This window comes from Streptococcus sp. zg-86 (genome assembly GCF_017639855.1).
In the GTDB taxonomy this organism is placed as follows: Bacteria; Bacillota; Bacilli; order Lactobacillales; family Streptococcaceae; genus Streptococcus; species Streptococcus zhangguiae.
Map to the genome: position 1 here is coordinate 1,783,157 of NZ_CP072115.1, position 18,466 is coordinate 1,801,622.

At 40.3% G+C, this 18,466-nt stretch carries 16 protein-coding genes; 4 read left to right on the forward strand and 12 right to left on the reverse strand.

Features of this window, described 5'->3' with window-relative positions; genetic code table 11:
• Positions 1–298: 298 nt before the first annotated feature.
• The 6 genes from J5M87_RS08355 to J5M87_RS08380 all read right to left on the reverse strand — a co-directional run bounded on the left by J5M87_RS08355 (position 299) and on the right by J5M87_RS08380 (position 7,994).
• Positions 299–1,288 carry a lipoate--protein ligase gene (locus J5M87_RS08355; protein ID WP_154608896.1) on the reverse strand — a complete coding sequence of 330 codons (990 nt, stop codon included), beginning with the start codon at positions 1,286–1,288 and terminating at the stop codon, positions 299–301.
• Positions 1,289–1,541: 253 nt separating this feature from the next.
• Entirely contained in the window at positions 1,542–2,387 is an 846-nt protein-coding gene (locus J5M87_RS08360) for a hypothetical protein (RefSeq protein WP_154608895.1), read from the reverse strand.
• Positions 2,388–2,515: 128 nt separating this feature from the next.
• Positions 2,516–4,270, reverse strand: a complete 1,755-nt coding sequence (lpdA, locus tag J5M87_RS08365; protein ID WP_154608894.1) for a dihydrolipoyl dehydrogenase — start codon at positions 4,268–4,270, stop codon at positions 2,516–2,518.
• 190 nt (positions 4,271–4,460) lie between these two features.
• The gene (locus J5M87_RS08370) at positions 4,461–5,849 is read right to left on the reverse strand and encodes a dihydrolipoamide acetyltransferase (RefSeq protein WP_154608893.1); all 1,389 of its coding nucleotides are present in this window, start codon (positions 5,847–5,849) and stop codon (positions 4,461–4,463) included.
• Between the two features lie 89 nt (positions 5,850–5,938).
• The gene (locus J5M87_RS08375; RefSeq protein WP_067086971.1) at positions 5,939–6,934 is read right to left on the reverse strand and encodes an alpha-ketoacid dehydrogenase subunit beta; all 996 of its coding nucleotides are present in this window, start codon (positions 6,932–6,934) and stop codon (positions 5,939–5,941) included.
• 91 nt (positions 6,935–7,025) lie between these two features.
• Positions 7,026–7,994 (reverse strand): thiamine pyrophosphate-dependent dehydrogenase E1 component subunit alpha, encoded by a 969-nt coding sequence (locus J5M87_RS08380; protein WP_154608892.1) that lies wholly within the window; start codon positions 7,992–7,994, stop codon positions 7,026–7,028.
• Positions 7,995–8,225: 231 nt separating this feature from the next.
• On the opposite strand from J5M87_RS08380, the gene J5M87_RS08385 reads away from it, so the two are divergent.
• The gene (locus J5M87_RS08385; protein WP_154608891.1) at positions 8,226–8,888 is read left to right on the forward strand and encodes a trimeric intracellular cation channel family protein; all 663 of its coding nucleotides are present in this window, start codon (positions 8,226–8,228) and stop codon (positions 8,886–8,888) included.
• A 274-nt stretch (positions 8,889–9,162) separates the two neighbouring features.
• Here the strand turns inward: J5M87_RS08385 and J5M87_RS08390 are convergent, their stop codons facing one another.
• Genes J5M87_RS08390 through J5M87_RS08400 form a run of 3 tightly spaced genes read right to left on the reverse strand, consistent with a single transcriptional unit; the run spans position 9,163 to position 11,824 of the window.
• Entirely contained in the window at positions 9,163–10,611 is a 1,449-nt protein-coding gene (locus J5M87_RS08390) for an ABC transporter ATP-binding protein (RefSeq protein ID WP_154608890.1), read from the reverse strand.
• The gene (locus tag J5M87_RS08395) at positions 10,575–11,234 is read right to left on the reverse strand and encodes an energy-coupling factor transporter transmembrane component T (RefSeq protein ID WP_154608889.1); all 660 of its coding nucleotides are present in this window, start codon (positions 11,232–11,234) and stop codon (positions 10,575–10,577) included. Before J5M87_RS08395 ends, J5M87_RS08390 begins: the two co-directional genes overlap by 37 nt.
• Positions 11,231–11,824 carry an MptD family putative ECF transporter S component gene (locus J5M87_RS08400; protein ID WP_154608925.1) on the reverse strand — a complete coding sequence of 198 codons (594 nt, stop codon included), beginning with the start codon at positions 11,822–11,824 and terminating at the stop codon, positions 11,231–11,233. Before J5M87_RS08400 ends, J5M87_RS08395 begins: the two co-directional genes overlap by 4 nt.
• Before the next feature lie 250 nt (positions 11,825–12,074).
• Between J5M87_RS08400 and J5M87_RS08405 the strand changes: the two genes are divergently transcribed.
• On the forward strand, positions 12,075–13,211 hold the full coding sequence (locus J5M87_RS08405; RefSeq protein WP_154608888.1) for a DUF6287 domain-containing protein: 1,137 nt from the start codon (positions 12,075–12,077) through the stop codon (positions 13,209–13,211).
• Between the two features lie 451 nt (positions 13,212–13,662).
• Here the strand turns inward: J5M87_RS08405 and J5M87_RS08410 are convergent, their stop codons facing one another.
• On the reverse strand, positions 13,663–14,706 hold the full coding sequence (locus tag J5M87_RS08410) for a glycerate kinase family protein (RefSeq protein ID WP_154608887.1): 1,044 nt from the start codon (positions 14,704–14,706) through the stop codon (positions 13,663–13,665).
• A gap of 488 nt (positions 14,707–15,194) precedes the next feature.
• Here J5M87_RS08410 and J5M87_RS08415 point away from each other — a divergent pair, with 488 nt between their 5' ends.
• Positions 15,195–15,878 carry a hypothetical protein gene (locus J5M87_RS08415; protein ID WP_154608886.1) on the forward strand — a complete coding sequence of 228 codons (684 nt, stop codon included), beginning with the start codon at positions 15,195–15,197 and terminating at the stop codon, positions 15,876–15,878.
• 206 nt (positions 15,879–16,084) lie between these two features.
• Positions 16,085–17,305, forward strand: coding sequence for a site-specific integrase (locus J5M87_RS08420; protein ID WP_154608885.1), 1,221 nt, complete (start codon positions 16,085–16,087; stop codon positions 17,303–17,305).
• 111 nt (positions 17,306–17,416) lie between these two features.
• Here the strand turns inward: J5M87_RS08420 and rpsI are convergent, their stop codons facing one another.
• Both rpsI and rplM read right to left on the reverse strand, forming a co-directional pair.
• Entirely contained in the window at positions 17,417–17,809 is a 393-nt protein-coding gene (rpsI, locus tag J5M87_RS08425) for a 30S ribosomal protein S9 (RefSeq protein ID WP_067086676.1), read from the reverse strand.
• A gap of 19 nt (positions 17,810–17,828) precedes the next feature.
• On the reverse strand, positions 17,829–18,275 hold the full coding sequence (gene rplM / locus J5M87_RS08430) for a 50S ribosomal protein L13 (protein ID WP_067086679.1): 447 nt from the start codon (positions 18,273–18,275) through the stop codon (positions 17,829–17,831).
• Positions 18,276–18,466: the final 191 nt, after the last annotated feature.

The following is an 18,466-nucleotide window of genomic DNA, read 5'->3' on the forward strand; positions in this document are numbered from 1 at the left end:
GGCAATCAATCTTAGACTTGAACCTTTCCTTCTCTATCTCTACCGTCATAAGGATAACTTTTCCAAAAAGACTTGCAAATGACGAAAACACAAAAAAACTAGACGAACCTAATAAAAAATGGTATAACAAAAGTGTTTACAGAACTCTAAGTTAGAAAGGAAGAAATGGAAAATAAGCCCGTTCGGAATTCTAGTCTAACAAAGAGATTATCGAAGGTTGCGACACCAAAAAATCAAGGAAAAAAAAGGAGTAAGGACAGTTGATTTCTTTGAAATCAGAGTCCTGCTCCCTTTTTTATTAAGCGACAATCGCTTTTGCGACTTCTTCTGTTGTCATGCGTGAGAAGTAATGAGTTGTATCAATAGTTTGGAGTTTGGCTAGTACATCAGCATACTCATAGCGTGTTCCGACTAGCAATTCTTCAATATCCGAGACATCTCCAATTCCAAAGAAATCTCCATAAATTTTAATTGATTCGATAAGGGATTTTTCTGCCTTAACGTAGGTAGTGATTTTTCCAGCTGGATAACGAACGCTACGCTCAACAGTATACTCGGGTGTCTGACCAAATGTCCAATCCCATGTTCCAAATTGGGTATCACGAATTTCTTGGATACGTGCCAATTCATCTTCAGATAACACATATTCATCCATATCTGGGTATTCTTGCTTCATCTGATTTAAAATGGCATCTTTAAATTCCAAAACGGTCATTTTTTCTGGCAATTCGTTGTTGATATTGGTCACACGCGCACGAACGGATTTCACACCTTTGGACTCAATCTTATCCTTGCTGACTTTTAAAGCATCCCCCAAGACCGTCATATCGACATCAAATAAGAGACAGCCATGGTGCATCATACGTCCCTTGGCATAGGCTTGAGCATTGCCACAAATCTTTTTCCCGTCAATTTCAAGGTCATTACGACCCGTAAAATCAGCCTTAACCCCAAGAGTTGCCAGCGTATCAATAACTGGTTTTGAGAAGGTTTTAAAATCAAAGGCTCCTTCGTCTGCCTTGTTCGAAATAATCGTGTAGTTCAAGTTGTTCAAATCATGGTAAACCGCACCACCACCTGACAAACGACGGACAACATGGATGCCATTAGCATCTGTATATTCCTTGTTGATTTCCTGAATGGCATTTTGGTGTTTTCCGATGATAATGGCAGGCTCGTTAATCCATAAAATAAAAATCTCATCAACATCGGTTAATTCCTTGAAAGCATAAGCTTCTAAGGCAATATTGTAAGCAGGGTCATTACTGTTATTGACAATGTATTTCATAGCGTACTCCTCTTTTTTATACTCGTTAAAAATGGAATTCTGACCTTGCCGAACTCTCATTCTACCTACGGTTCGTTACCTAATCAGTTTTTCATTTTTACTGAGTATGCTCTCAATCTAGTATAAGGCAAACGCTGTCAAAATACAAGTGATTGACACTTTCCTTCTAGATAACTTACCTAAAAAAACAGCTTGAAAATACATGCAAAAGAAACAATTATTACCTCTAACAATGGCATACAACTAACCTAAACTATTTCCGACTGTACCAAGCGATACCTTCATACTTCCAACCACGCGATTGTAAAGTATCCACCTCATTCTCATCTGCTGTATAATGGTGCGAGCCAGTTACCAGTCCTGAATGAAAAAGGCGATGTACTGCTTTTTCTCCTCCAGAATGCCACTGAATGCCTTCGTTAATCCAGTTGTACTGGCTGATTAAAATCTTGATTTCATTGAGGTCACTAGTATAGTGGTGGTCTTTTAAAATTGGATTGTATAGTCTATAAATTTCTGTACCTGTTGCAGGAGATGTGAAAGCTATCCCCTCATATTGTCCCCAACCAATGCGAACTAGCGTATCCCGCTCATTTTGGCTAACCGTATAGAAATGCTCGCGATTATTCGGATTATATAGACGATACACCACCTGATCTACAGCAATATTAGTTGCCGAAACTGTTACCTCATAGTACACAGCAACTTCTTGAACCTGATATGGAACAGTAGAGCCTTTCAGCTCTTCTTCAAATTTCTTTCCTTGCTCACTATCAGAAGTAGGAAAGGTCAATAATACCCGTGTCTTACCTGGTTTTAAGGCAACCCAATTTCCTTGCTCATCAAAAGAGAGAATAGAAGGATCCTCTACAATAGCACTAAAGGAGTAGACTGTATCTTTGAAAGGAGAATCATTTGGACGACGAATCTGTCCTTTGTCACCAACTTGTAATTCTAGCCGAAATGTTCCCGTTTCGAACTCTGACCCACCTTGACTAACATAAACAGCCTCCTCACCAGCTACTAGAGCATTCATGGGAACAGCTACAAAGGACAATAAGGAAATGAATATAAGGACTTTAGCTAAATATTTTTTCATAAAGAAATCCTCCATATTTTCGACTATTAGATATAGCGTACTCCTATTCATTCTTTTTGTCAAATCTACATCCAATGTCTGATAGTAGTTGAAAAAGAAGCTGAGCCTTACTCAACTTCTTTCCATTCTTATTTCCGTTTTGGTGGGTTGTGAATCGCTACTCCCAAGACATCTAAGAAGGCTTCGTACATCACTTCTGAGAAGGTTGGGTGTCCGTGGATAGATGCTGCTACATCGTCCACTGTCAATTCTGCTTCCATGATGGTTGCTGCTTCGTTAATCATTTCAGCTGCTACCGGACCAATAATGTGAACACCGAGGATTTCATGGTATTTCTTATCTGCAATGACTTTGACAAATCCGTGTGCTTCATTTGAAGCAATGGCACGGCCATTTCCAGTAAAGCTACATCTACCGATTAAGATATCATCTCCGTATTGCTCACGCGCTTGATCCTCTGTCAAACCAACCATGGCAATTTCTGGATGTGTATAAACGGCTGCTGGTGTGAAATCCAATTTCGCCTTGTGGTGGTTACCCAAAATCGCATTTTCAGCTGCTACTTCACCCATACGGTAGGCAGCATGCGCCAACATCTTCGTACCATTTACATCACCTGGTGCATAGATACCTGGGATAGATGTTTCTTGGTAGGCATTCACTTTAATGCGACCACGATCCATTTCAAGATTGAGATTTTCAAGACCTGCCAATTGTGGCACACGTCCAATTGAAAGAAGGGCTTTTTCAGAAACAATTTCTGAACCATCGTTCAACTTGATGGTCAATTGGTTGTTGGCCTCGATGATTTCTGATACACCAACAGATGTCAAGAATTTCATGCCTTTCTTAGAAAGCACTTTTTGTAATTCAACAGACACTTCACGGTCCATACCTGGGATGATGCGGTCTGCCATTTCTACAACGGTTACTTCTGTACCGTATGAAGCATAGACAAGTCCAAGTTCCACTCCGACAACTCCACCCCCCATAACAGTGAGGGATTTTGGAATTTCACGAAGATCAAGAATATCATCTGAAGTCAAGACGAGCTTAGAGTCAATTCCTGGGATATTGATACGGGATACTTTTGAACCTGTCGCAAGAATAACACTACGTCCTTTGATGGTTTGGTCGCCAATTGTCACGGTCTTATCAGGATTTACTTGACCAAGACCATTGAAAATTGTTACTTTGTTGGCTTTCAAGAGACCTTGTACCCCACCTGTCAATGTCTTAACAACTGAGTTTTTAAAGTCAACTGTCTTATCCATATCGATTGTATAGTTGGTTGAAGCAAGGTTGATACCACGACCTGCTGCAATCTTCAAACCGTCAAGGATTTCAGCATTTTTGAGGTACGTTTTGGTTGGGATACATCCTTTGTTCAAGCATGTTCCACCAAATTCTGATTTCTCAACAATAGCAATTTTTCCACCTAATTGTGCACCACGAATCGCAGCGTAGTAACCTGCAGGACCTCCACCAACAACGACCACATCGTATTCATCTGCTGCAAGTTCTGCTTTAGGAGCTACAGGAGCTACAGCTGGAGCCGCTGGTACTTCAAGACCTGCTGCTTTCAAATCTGCTGTTGCTTGAGCAACATCTGCTTTAGGAGCTGCGCCTACTTCAACGACTTCTCCTTCTGCACCGATATAGCCGATTACTTCTGTTACAGGTACTGTTTCACCGTTGCCACGAACGATTTTTAGCAAGATTCCTGAATCTTCTGCTTCCAATTCCATACTAGTCTTATCAGACATCATTTCTAAGATAACGTCACCTTCGTTGACGACATCACCTTCTTGTTTTTTCCATTCAATGATTTCACCTTCTTGCATGTCAACGCCAAGTTTCGGCATAATAATTTCAACTGCCATAATTATGATACAAAGAACGTCAAAATGCGACCGAATTTTAGCACTCCAACACAGGATGGTTTGCATCCAAGAAGGACTATCTAAATTCCGAGCATTTAGTTCGTGTTCAAATCAAACGAACTCGTTCTACATCCTTTCTTTATTTTGTTTAAAAGCTCTTCTACTGATAACGTATACCGTTATTTCGTACTCAAATCAACAATTCCAATGGATTCTCAAGTAAATTCTTGAGATCCACCATAAACTTAGCACCATTCATACCGTCAATAATACGGTGGTCAATGGTCAAGCAGAGAGCCATAATTGGACGGATTTTGATTTCGCCGTCGATTACGACTGGTGTTTGAACAGTTGAAGCAACTCCGAGAATTGCTGAGTTTGGTTGGTTAATAATTGGGTTAAAGGTCTTGGTACCAAACATACCAAGGTTGGTAATAGAGAAGGTTGAACCAGACATTTCTGCCCCTTTCAACTTACCTGATTGCGCTTTTTTGATGACATCTTTTGATGCGACAACAAAGTCCGAAAGGCTCATCTTATCTGCACCATGTACTACTGGCACGACCAAGCCATCATCCAAACCAACGGCAATTCCAAGGTTAACAAATTTATGCAACTCAATTTCTTGGGCATCGTTGATGAGAGATGCGTTCATATAGCGGTGTTCTTCCTTCATAAGAGTACGAGTAACCGCTAAACCAATCAAGTCGGTAAAGGTAACTTTCAAACCTGTCTTATTCATGATTGGCTCAAGGACTTGCTTACGAAGTGCCATCAAGTTGGTCATGTCAATATCATAGTTGAGCGTAAAGGTTGGTGCCGTCAAGTAAGAGTTGACCATTCCTTTTGAAATAGCCTTACGCATTGGACTCATCTTGATGATTTCAACACCTTCTGGCAATTCTTTGGCTGGTTTTTCTGCTGCTTTTGCTGCAGTTGGCTCTACAGCTGCTGGTTGTTTCGCTGCTAGAGCTGCAAGAATATCTTCTTTGACAATCTTACCATTGACACCTGTTCCAACAAGCTCTTCAAGATTGATTCCTTTGTCAGCTGCCATTCGTCGAGCAAGTGGTGTCGCTTTAGGAGCAGCACCCTTGAAGTCTTCCACATCTGACTTATGCACACGACCATTCGCACCTGTTCCTGGAACAAGTCCAAGGTCAATATCCAAGTCACGGGCTAATTTACGTGCCGCTGGGGTTGCGCGTACTTTTCCACCACCTTGTGGCTTGGCAGCTGGTGTCGGAGCAGCTACTACAGCAACTGGAGCTGATTCAACAGAAGCAGTTTCTGTTACTTCTGGTGCAGGCGCTGAACTTGCAACTACATCCACACTTTCACCTTCTGCTCCGAGATAGGCAATGACTTCTGTAACAGGAACAGTTGCGCCATTCCCATGAACAATTTTAAGAAGAACACCGGAATCTTCTGCTTCTAATTCCATGCTGGTCTTATCAGACATCATTTCCAAGAGGACATCGCCTTCATTGACAACATCACCTTCTTGCTTCTTCCACTCGATGATTTCACCTTCTTGCATGTCTACACCGAGTTTAGGCATGATAATTTCTATTGCCATCTAATCTTCCTTTCTGTTTTTCCCTGCTTTTCAGTTAGAAAACAAGGGAGCGACGGCTGTGAATCATCACAAAACCGTCTTCCTTTCTTTTACCCTTTATTCACTTGTTTGTAAATTGCAGCTTTAATTTTTTCAACACTTGGTAAGACTGCATTTTCAAGAATGTTAGCGTAAGGAACAGGAACGTCATCAGAAGCGATACGAACAACTGGCGCATCTAGGTAGTCAAATGCTTCGCTTTCTGTAATAATAGAAGCAATTTCACCGATGAAACCACCTGTTTTGTAAGCATCATTCACTAAAATAACTTTTCCAGTTTTCTTCACAGAATTGATAATCAATTCTTTATCAAGTGGAATAAGCGTACGTGGGTCAACCACTTCTACACTAATTCCTTCTGCTGCTACTTCATCAGCTGCTTGAAGCACACGTTCCAACATACGACCATAAGACACGATTGTTACGTCTGTTCCCTCACGTTTGATTTCCCCTTTTCCAAGTGGGATATAGAAGTCTGGATCAAGGTTAACTTCTTCCTTTTTACCATAAAGTGCTTTTGGCTCTAAGAAGATAACTGGGTTGTTGTCCAAAATAGAAGATTTCAAGAGCCCTTTGGCATCGTTAGCTGTACCTGGTGCCACTACCTTGATTCCTGGAATATGCGTCAACCATGCTTCAAGTGATTGAGAGTGTTGAGCTGCTGATCCAATCCCTGATCCTGAAGCTACACGGAAAGTGACTGGGGTTTTCAAACCACCACCAAACATATAGTTGGTTTTAGCTGCTTGGTTGACAATGGCATCAAGGGCAATGGTAATAAAGTCCATGAAGGTCAAGTCAACAATTGGACGAAGACCTGTCTGAGCCGCTCCTACTGCTGAACCAGCAATCGCTGCTTCTGAGATAGGTGTGTCGCGAACACGTTTTTCACCAAATTCTTCCAACATCCCCACAGATGTTCCAAAATCTCCACCATAGATTCCTACGTCTTCTCCCATTAAGAATACGCGCTCATCTTTACGCATTTCCTCGCTTTGAGCTAAGTTAATCGCTTCACGCAAGGCCATTACTTTTGTTTCAGTCATGTTTTTCTCCTAGAAAATATCAAATCTTGGTTCCTTTAAATGGAACTCTTTCAATCGTTTTCGATAACTATGCTTATGCTTTACCTATCTATTAGTCCACAAAAACATCTTCATAAGCGATAGAAATGTCTGGATCTGGACTTTCTTGGGCAAACTTCACAGACGCTTCTACTTCTTCTGCAACTTGTGCTTCAATAGCATCCAATTCTTCGTCTGTTGCAATCTTGTTTTCTGTCAAGTAAGCACGGTATTTTTTAAGTGGATCTTTTGCCTTCCAAGCGTCTACTTCTTCTTTGGTGCGGTAGACACCAGCATCAGCTGTTGAATGTCCAAACCAACGATACGATTCAACCTCTACAAGAGCAGGACCATTTCCAGCACGCACGTATTCAATGACTTCGTGCATTTTTTCGTAGACCGCTACAACATCATTTCCATCTTCCACATAATGACCTGGCATACCATAGGCATCTGCACGAAGGTAGAGATGAGGGATTTTTGTTGAATACGTAATATCTGTTGAAATACCATAACGGTTGTTAATAATGAAGAAGATAACTGGCAAATTCCAAACAGCAGCCAAGTTCATTGACTCATGGAAGCTACCTTCATTGGTTGCTGAATCTCCTGAAAAAGCAATGACAATGTTATCTGTTCCAAGATATTGTTGAGTTAAAGCTGCACCGACTGCAAGGGCATAACCACCACCAACGATACCATTTGTTCCATAATTTCCTTTTTCGAGGTTGGCCAAGTGCATAGAACCACCACGTCCTTTTGAAGAACCTGTTGCTTTTCCAGCAAGCTCCGCCATCATTGCATTGATGTCAATTCCTTTGGCAATGGTTTGACCATGACCACGGTGATTTGAGAAGATAATGTCTTGATCTGTCAAATCCGCAATTGCACCAACAGAAGCTGCCTCTTCTCCGACTGAGAAGTGAGTCATCCCCTGTACAAATCCACGACGAACCAATTTGTTCAGTTTCATATCCACATCACGGATTTGTTGCATTTTCAAAAACATATCTAAATGTTTTTCTTTAGAAATAGATACCATAATTTCCTCCAAAGTATTTCTGTTTCCCTTCTATCATAATGCAAAAATTCACAAATTGCAAATAATTTAACCGTTTTCCCATTCTTCTCACAATTTGGAAAAAACCTTATCTTCGTGCGTTTTTTCACAATTTTTCAGGATTATTTCTTATCATATGTTCTTTTTTTCACAAACTTATTTTTCCCATTGAATCGTCAACCATTTTATGGTAAGATAGCCGTGGAGGTCGCTATGGATTTCGATTTATTTCTACTGATTTGCAACTATATTGGTACTATTTCCTTTGCTGTATCTGGAACGATTAAGGGCTTCAAGAAGAAACTCGATATTTTTGGTATTACACTACTAGCCACGATTACGGCTATTGGTGGTGGAGTGATTCGGGATACCATGGTCAATCAGATTCCCGCTGCTCTTGTTGAGCCTTCTTCTATCTATCTCTCAATCGTTGTATCCATTATCATGTACCTGTTTGTTATCATGAAGAAGAATGAATCCCCACGCGACAAGACTCTCTATCATTTTCTTAGTAAGACCAACCTTGTCTTTGATGCAATTGGCCTGGTTATCTTTGCCTTAATTGGAGCTAGCACCGGTGTTGAATTAGGATTGAATGGTTTGACATCAGGGATTTTAGCGGCCTTGACTGGGGTTGGGGGAGGAATTGTACGAGATTTATTGGTCAATGAGACTCCCCTTGTCTTGAAAGAAGATGTCTATGCTGTGCTGGCTCTTTTTACAGGGATTAGCTACCATATCCTTGTCCTTGACTGGAAATTAGCACGAATCCCTACTTTTATCAGCCTCTTTTTCATCTTCCTACTCATCCGCTTGCTCGTTATCAAATACCACCTCAACCTCCCCAATATGGAAAAACCACTCAAAAAACGCTGAACATCAGCGTTTTTCTCTTTATCATTTCCAAGAAGCAAAACATCAAGCATTTAGAGTATCTGCCATCATTCCTATCTTATGCTCTCATCTGACTAGGTAACGAGACCACCGATTGAACTGTCACTCATCCAGGCAAGTTAACAAGATTAGAATGTAATTTTTGACGAGTATAACTTTGTTCAGGTATTATCAAACAAGCATTGATCAGGCTATCATCATTCAACTAGTGATACAAAAGGCTCACATCAATGCATTTCAATCATTTATAGACTGACTAGCCCTCAGCTTCTTTTCCCATTGCTAATTTCTCAACATCAACCACTTTATCACAAATCCTAGCGAGCAATTCATCATCGTGAGAGATGAGGAGGACAAGTTTTCCTTTTGATTTTAAAAGCTCAAGTTGAGCTGCTAGTTGCTCCATTTGCTCTCTATCAAGACCACTGGAAGGCTCATCAAAGATAAAAATTTCTTTGTTGCTAAATAGGCTAGCTGCTATTATCAAGCGCTGTTGCTCTCCCATGGATAAACTCATCGGATGACGATCTAAGAGATGTGAAAGCCGAAAAGCACGTAATACGTCCTCATCCAACTGATCTATGCCCAACCCCAAGCGCAATTCTTTCTCTACTCGCTCTGTAATCAATTGCTGGCGGACATCTTGCATAACATAGGCGATTCTTGCGAGGCGTTTTCGTGCAGGTAAGGATTCTCCCTGCCAGCTGACAACACCTGTCTTATCCCCTTCTAAGCCGACAAGAGAACGAGCAAAACTCGTCTTACCAGAGCCATTTGCCCCAATCAAGCCTACAACCTGACCAGCAGCAAGCACTAGCTCATTCACTTGATAAAGATACTTAGCTTGATGATGGACACGAAACTGTCGTAAGATAAGACCTGTCGGGTCATTGGTAAAGGCTCGTGCCATTTCCTTGACCTGTGCTTGAAAAGGAGCTGTATCAGATGTTCGTAAACCTAATTCCTGTCTTTTTTCCTCAGAATAGGCAAGAAAGCCACTTGCTGAGGTTGCCTCTATCAATGTCCCTTCACGGAAATAGGCGTAGGAATCTGCTATCTCTTTCAAATAGGCCAGACGATGTTCTGCAATAATCAGGGTCTTACCCTGTTTTTTTAATACCCTCAATAATTCCTGTACTCGCTCGACACCTCGTGCATCAAGATTGGCAGTCGGTTCATCAAAAACCATAATGTCTGTTCCCTGCATGGCTGCTGTGCTAATCGCTACGACCTGCTTTTGCCCACCAGACAACTTTTCCATGTCTTCATGCAATAAGGAAGTTAGTTGACATTGTTCTACTACCTCTGCCAATCGGTTTGAAATAGCCTCTCGTGGCATCCCTTGATTTTCACAGGGGAAAACTAATTCTTGTAACACTTCTTGATGAAAAAATTGTGTCGCTGGATTTTGAAAAACAGACGCCACTTGATAAGCTGATTCTTCCACGCTACTTTCTTGATAGGATAGGGGACCAATTCGCAAACTTCCCTCAATCTCTCCTTGATAATACTCAGGAACCAAGCCATTGATGAGATGAAGAAAGGAAGATTTTCCCGAACCACTCGGACCACATAAGACAAGACACTCACCCTTCTTCACTTGTAAGGCCCCGACCTGACAAGCTATGGTCTGACTAGACGCATATCGAAGCTGTACATTACGAGCTTCTAGTTGAATTTTAGGATAAGAAAGCTGAGACACCATACACAGATACTCCAATCTAGCCAGGTCCAACGGGACTGGACAAATTCACTTGGTCTATTGGTCATCGCAATCCCCTTGGTCAAGGTTGCAATGGTCAAATCCTGAGCCGAGCGCAATAGTGACATCATCAAGGGAACTAGGACACATTCCAAATAGCGATGTGGCTGTAAGAGAACATCTCGCTTTCTCAGAAAAATCCCCCTTGTCTTCAAGGAAACATGCACCACTCGCACCTCTTTTTTTATCAGCGGTAAGAAGCGAAACATGACACCCAAGGTCAGCAAAAAACTCTCTGGCACATGCCATTTTCTCAGACCATGGATCAATTCATAGGCCGAGGTCGTCAACAGAAGAAAATGCCCAGCCATTAAGGGAACCCAGATATGGCTAAGCATAAAGGTAAAGCGAAAGAGCCACATGGGAAGAATAGCCACTTGACTCATCTGATAGACCAAAAGATAACCTAGTATCGTCACAAGTGCCATTTTGAAGCGACCGACAAGCAGACAACAAACTGCAATTCCTACTAGTAGATAAGCACGCTCCCAATCCGTCACATGCAGACCATAGGTAACTCCTGCAAAAATACTTAGCAGGACCTTGCTTCTGGCATCAAATCTCATTGCAACAACCCCGATTTTTTGAAGGATTTATCGACCATTTTTTGTCCTATAACAGCTCCAATCACAGCTCCAATGATAATAGTGGCAGAAAGCCACAAAACATTTCCAACCGTGAAATCAACCATGACTCGAGCAATGTATTCTGCAGACTTTCCACGCGCTAAAAGATTTGCCTCATAGGCATCCTTCATCAACCACATGAGAATGATCGGCCCTAAATTTCCAAAAGAAAAAATGGTAAAACTCACAATATTAAGCCATTTTTGTTGGTATTGACCTTGCTTAGCTACAAAATCTCCTGCAATCCCAAAGACTAAACTAGGTAGAAAGGCTGAGGTCATGTAGCCTGACAAAAAAAAGAAACAAGCCATAACACCACTCACCAGACTAATCGAGCCAAATTTTCCCACTTTAGAGAGCAGTACCATATAGACTGGACCGCCTATCACAGCTGAAAAAGCTGGTGCATACATCATATTCCCTGAACGGTCAAATACGGCTGCGATTAATGTTCCAAGCCCGACACATAAGAAATACAGAGCTGCAAAAGCTCCTGTCACCATAATATCTTTCACCTTTAATTGTTTCATCATCTTCTCCGTCACCATTGAGAATTCCTAGCAAATCCTCTTCATTATTGCCTTTGATACATATCTTCAACAGATAGCACCCTACCAAAAAGAACAAATTCTATCTAATATCAAACAGGCATCGTTTGTGACTATTATAACACGCTTTAAATTATCTGTAAATTTTAATATAGGAAACTGAGCAGATTATCTGCATTCTTTATGCTATAATAAAGCTAGTTATTTACCTATTCATGCAAAAGGAGAGCCTATGAAACAGATTGCCAAATTATCACACCTTGCTCTAATCAGCTTATTGACCAGTGCACTACTAACTGCTTGTACGACGAACAAAGTAAGTCAGACTAGCACATCAGAGCAAACAAGCCAATCAACAGCTACTTCTGGAGAAGTCAAAAAATCAACTCCAAAAAACGATAAGAAGTCTTATGCAAGTATCTTTGAGGACTATCAAAAAATACTCGAATACAATGCTACCTATCACACCAACCTCGCGCATATCCAAGAATTACTAGGTAGCCTAAATATCGAACTCAATTCTTGGGTAATCGAGAGTGCCCTATACTCTCCAGATCGATTGCGCTACACTTTTCTTGATGTCAATCAAGATGGACAGAATGAATTATTAGTTGGCTCTAGCGGAGAAAACCAACAAATTTTTCCAGTTGCGCTTTATTATTTAGAAAATAAGACACCTAATCTCCTAGCAGAAGGTTTTGTCGCAGGGCATGGCGGAGCTAGAAATGCTTTTACGATTTATCAAAATGGTGATGTGGTCACCGCGAGTTGGAGCTCTGGAACCGGAGCAGGTACCGCAACGCTTTACCAATTCTCAACAAATAGCCCCCAACCAAAACAAGGCAACCAAACTGAATTTCAGCTTGGCCAGGATAAACTAGATCAGCTATTTGGCAAATCAAAAGCAGAAGAGCTTGACCTAACAGCTCTCAACTGGGCATCTTTTGAAACACCACAAAAACCTGCTTCTGCTATAGATACTACCGCAAAAAACATGGACATCAATGCCGTATCAGCTGGTGATTTCTCAAGTCTTGCAGGCACTTGGAAAAATGGCAAAGGAAGAGTTCTTACCATTCAAACAGACGGAACCGTCAACTACCAAGACGTGCCAGATAGAAATTATCACATCAATTTGAACTACGCTAACATTGAGAACGGTCAACTTACAGCTGGTATCCGAAATCCAGATGCCATGGCATCTGCAATTGTTCCAACTGTCTTTATTCCTAAAGGGGTTGCTATCACACCAATCGCAGAAAACGCAAGTGACCCGACAGACCAAACCAAAGACAGGCTCTTCTCCACCCAATACCTCATGCCCGCAGACATTCTCGCTCAGGAAGTCTTCTATCGGGTAGAGGAATAATAGCCAGAAGTTATACTCGTCAAAAATCAAAGTCTGACGTCGTAACTCACCTTGCTTCAACAGTCCAGTGGACTGTTGAAGGTTGGAAATAAGGATTATGTCATAATCCTCAGCTAACATTAGTCCGAACTAGTGGTTCAGTGGAGACGAGCTATGCTCGCTCTATTTCTCACCTTCTACAATTCTCAATTGCAAGGGGCGAGCTGCACTCGTTCTATTTCCTGCCTTCCACAATTCTCAATTGCAAGGGGCGAGCTGCACTCGTTCTATTTCCTGCCTTCCACAATTCTCAATTGTGGAAGCTAGTCAGATGTTGATTTTTATCGAGTATTAGAAATACTCGATAAAATTAAAAAGTCTCAAAACCATTCTCATAAAAAGACTGGTCTGAAGCCTTTTTTTAATCTCTACTTTTCAATAATTAACCGATGATACCATTTTCGACCTTCGTTTACAGAAACCGACTTCGAAGGATGTTTTTCACCACAAAGCGGACATTTTCTAAAGTGACTTCTTTTCTCATCGCCTTGTCCAGAGAATAAACTCCTGTCTGAATCGAAAAGATCGCTAAAAAACAATCGTCAAATTCCGACACATCTGTGGCTACGCTACCGCAAATGGCAATTGTCGGCACACCAGCAGAACGAGCTAAATCAGCTACACCTACAGGTACTTTGCCATTGAGACTTTGACTATCCAAGCGTCCCTCTCCCGTAATGATTAAATCCGCATCTAGGATAGCCTCATTGAGGCCAATTTTTTCTGCAACAAATGGAAATCCTGCCTTCAGCTCTCCACCCAAAACAACCAGTGCACCACCTAAACCACCAGCTGCACCTGTTCCTGAAATAGCCTGCAAATCAATTCCCAACTCTTCTTTCATCCTCTGCACAAAAGCAAGAGCAGCCTTATCCATCGATTCTACCTGCGTTTGATTTGCTCCTTTTTGTGGACCAAAAATGTGTGCATAGCCTTCTGGTCCAGCATAAACATTCCTCACATCTGTTAGGCCAATAAGGTTGACAGACTGCAACTGTTCTCTCTCTTCTTCCGTCAGACTAGCAAGTAAACCTCTGCCACCATCTGATGTTCCTGTTCCACCTAATGTGAGAACAATTTCCTTACAAACACGATTCAAAGCATCCCGGATTACAGCCCCCAAACCAAAGCTAGTTGCTACCTCCACAGTCGTAGAAGTCGGCTTTACCTTATCAACTCCCACGACTGATGCTGCTTCGATAAAGGCTGTCTGTCCAGATAAGAAATAACAAGCCTCAATCGGACGTTCCAACAAATCAACTGTCGCAACCCTAATCCACTTTCCGTCAAGAGCTCCAGCCAATGCCTCTAATGTCCCCTCGCCACCGTCTCCGATTGCAAAAGTCGCCACCTCCGTTTCCGGAAGATCTTCCTCCACCACTTCCTTAACCGCCTGGTTTAACTCCACAGAAGTCGCTGAACCCTTAAACGAATCGATTGCACTCACTATTTTCATCTCATTACCTCACTAGCTAGTCACGCACTTCTTATACTACTTTATACCATTATAGCAGAGTTTGTGAGGTGTAGGTATGTAGATATGATAAAAGAACTTAATGAAGGAAGATCCAGTATTATGTCTGAATGTCCACATTGTTACCTCACTATCCGCATAACATTGTGCTTGTGGCTATGCCTCTTTTGCTGACCTTTACAAGAACAATCCCAATTTACTGACGAGCTTGGTCAATCAAATCAGCTGTAAACAGTGATAACTCTGTTGATTGTACTTTAGCGATCGTTGGAATGTCAAATATCCTCTTCACATCTTCAGCATTTGCTTTATATCGATTTTTTGAGCTTCCGCCGATGCAACCTCCTTAAACCACTCCCTGCTTCATGGCTTTCCGCTTCTGTTAAATGATATGGGTTGTGGGATCTAGAATAGAAAAAAGTTTTTTAAAATGGTATAATTATAAAAATAAAATATGGAAAAGGGATAAAATGAATATTCTAGAAAAAATGGAGCCTTATTCTGGGCTTAGTTCTTGGGCAATATGGGAGAGTAGTAATCCAAATGGTTTATTAGAAAAAGAAAAAGATTTAATAGAAGACATGGATTTTAATAAGTATGTAGGTACTCTTCAACAGTCAAATTATGTTATTTTAGCAATGAACCCAGGTGGAGCATATAATGAGGAAATAGCATTAAATTCTACTAGAAAAATTAGGACAGATAATAGAAAATGGTCTAATTTTCATAACATAGGTAGAAGTCGTGACTTTTTATTGGGAAGAGCTATTATGGAAACAAAATTAAAAGGTTCTTATATGACTGATTTGTTTCCTATAGTTGGAAGTAAAAGTGATCATATTAAAAAATTTATAAACGATAAAAAAAATAAAACATTAGTAGATAATTTAATAAAAGAATTTGATGAAGAGATGAATTGTTTATTACCTAATGAAAAAGAAATCCGTCTAATATGTATAGGTAAAGATGTTTTTAATTGGGCAAATAAATTACTAGTAGAAAATAAAAATTTAAAATTTAATTATTGCCCACATGAATTTCCTCACTATTCTTCTGCCAACAGCGGACAGGTGTCAAATAAGGAAAATAGCGAAAAATTCTATCCGAAAGTAATAAAGCAAAAAATAAAAGAATATCAATTAGATTTGTTATAAAAGTAATATAGTAATTTAATCAATAACTAATTCTCAGTAGGTGAAAGTTCCTACTGTTTTTTATGACAAAAAATGAAAGGATAACAACTGGAAAAAGATGAATTAAGATATTAAAGGCTTTTAAAAGAAGAAAGTAAGTTGAATAGAAGCACATACTTTTTTCATAGTAATTTTCAAGTCCATTGATTTCTGACAAGGAGAATACTATGACAATTACAAAAACTAAAAACAATACTTTCCGTCTAAGATTATATATTCCTGACGAAACCAAGTCGGCACTTGGTATCTCAAGTAAGATGTATGAAAAGACATTTAAGACAAGAAAGGAGGCTAAACAAGCTGAATTAGAAATATTAACAATGATTGATAATATTCTAAGAGGAGAGGTCAAGAAGCCATTTGAAATCAATGGAGATATTCTTTTCTCTGATTTTTATCATGATATTTGGTGGGAATCCTACAAAGCAGGTCAAACAACATCTACTACTAAACCACCCACACAAACTACTATTGACGGAACAGAAATTGTCTTCAGAAAACACATCCTTCCATTGCTTGGAAATTATTCTATCGACTTTCTCAACGAAAATAAACAAGTTGTTTTGAATCTATTGACACAAAAGGCTGAAAAGTATGCAAATTTCAAAGTCATCAGAAGCTATGTCAATTCTATCTTTGATTGGGCGGAGGAATTGGAATACATCGAAACAAATCGTATTTCAAAAACAATCAAGCGAATCAAAGCAACTAAGAAAATCAAGCTACAAGAGGCTAAAAATGACGAAGATTTATATCTATCACAAGTAGAGCTTCAAGCATGGTTCACAGCTTTTGAAGAAGATTTAGCGAACGATAAACTCTTGTTCAAGGATTATGTTTTATTCTATACAACCTTTTTCTTAGGAGATAGAAAATCTGAAAGCTACGCTTTGCAATGGAAACACATCAACATCAAGAGACAGGAAATTCAATTAGTTCAAGCCTTGGATAAATACAAAAATCCAAAATCTACAAAAGGGAATAAGAAAACTACTTTTCAAATCCCCAATGAACTAGCCGAGTTGCTCCAATCTTGGAAAAAACAACAAAAAATTGAACTGGCAAAATTTGGCATTATCCAATCTGATGAACAATACGTCTTTACTTATGTTGATACGAAAGGAAATGTCAACAGTCCCTTACACGCTGATTATCTTAATAACAAGATGAAATCCGTTAAGCGTCGTCACCCAGAACTTAAACATGCCACACCTCATAAATTACGCCATACTGGAGCAACTCTTGCTAAGCAAGCAGGAACATCACTAGAAGCCATTTCAGAAGCTCTAACACATAGCGATACTATCACAACAAAAACTTACATCAATACTTCAAACGTTGTACCAATGGCTGTTGGTGAGATTGCCTATCGAAACCTTAAATATTAAATGGTGGGAATTTGGTGGCAATTTTGGTGGCAATTTTCTCAGAAATGCACCAAAAAACACCCCATGGTGTGAACCATGAAGTGTTGATAAAAGCTGATATAAAGCCGTTTCTTAACGTTTTGAGAACTGACTTGCCTTACGTGCTTTCTTAAGACCTGGTTTCTTACGTTCTACCATACGAGCGTCACGTGTGAGAAGGCCAGCGCGTTTAAGAGAGTCGCGGAAGTCTGGGTCTACTTGAAGAAGGGCACGAGCGATACCATGACGGATAGCTCCTGATTGACCTGCATAACCACCACCTACAACGTTTACGAAAACATCGTAGCTTCCTACTGTTGATGTAACAGCAAATGGTTGGTTGATAACCAAACGAAGGTCAGCATGTGGGATGTACTCTTCTACATCTTTTTTGTTAACAGTGATTTTACCAGTTCCTGGAACAAGGCGAACGCGTGCAACAGCGTTTTTACGACGTCCAGTACCTGCATATTGTGCTTGTGACATACTTTATTTGTTCCTTTCCTTAGATAAGTCCTGAAATATCAAGAACTTCTGGTTGTTGTGCAGCGTGGTTGTGCTCAGAACCAACGAATACTTTCAATTTCATCCCTTGAGCGCGACCAAGAGTGTTGTGTGGAAGCATTCCTTTAACTGATTTTTCAATCAAACGAACTGCATTTTTTGAACGAAGTTCGCCAGCAGTAATTGATTTCAATCCACCTGGGTACATTGAGTGAGTGTAGTAAACTTTATCAGTTGCTTTTTTACCAGTTAATTTTACTTTTTCAGCATTGATAACGATTACGAAGTCACCTGTATCAGTATGTGGTGTAAATGTTGGTTTATTTTTTCCACGAAGAACGCTTGCTACAACTGCTGAAAGGCGTCCAAGAGGCACATCAGTAGCGTCTACTACATACCATTTGCGTTCAACTTCACCTGGCTTAGCCATGTATGTTGTTTTGTTCATGATTTCTCCTATATGAATGTCGTTTTTGTTTACAGGGCGGATGTTCCGGTCCGCAAGTTATTTGAAGGGTTCCGGGGCCTTTCAAATGGGGTAAACAATACCGTCTACCATTATATCAAAAGAAAAGAGAGAAAGTCAAGCCTTACTACTCTCTTTTTCTTGATTTTTTTCTGCAAGGAATTGGCCGTTCA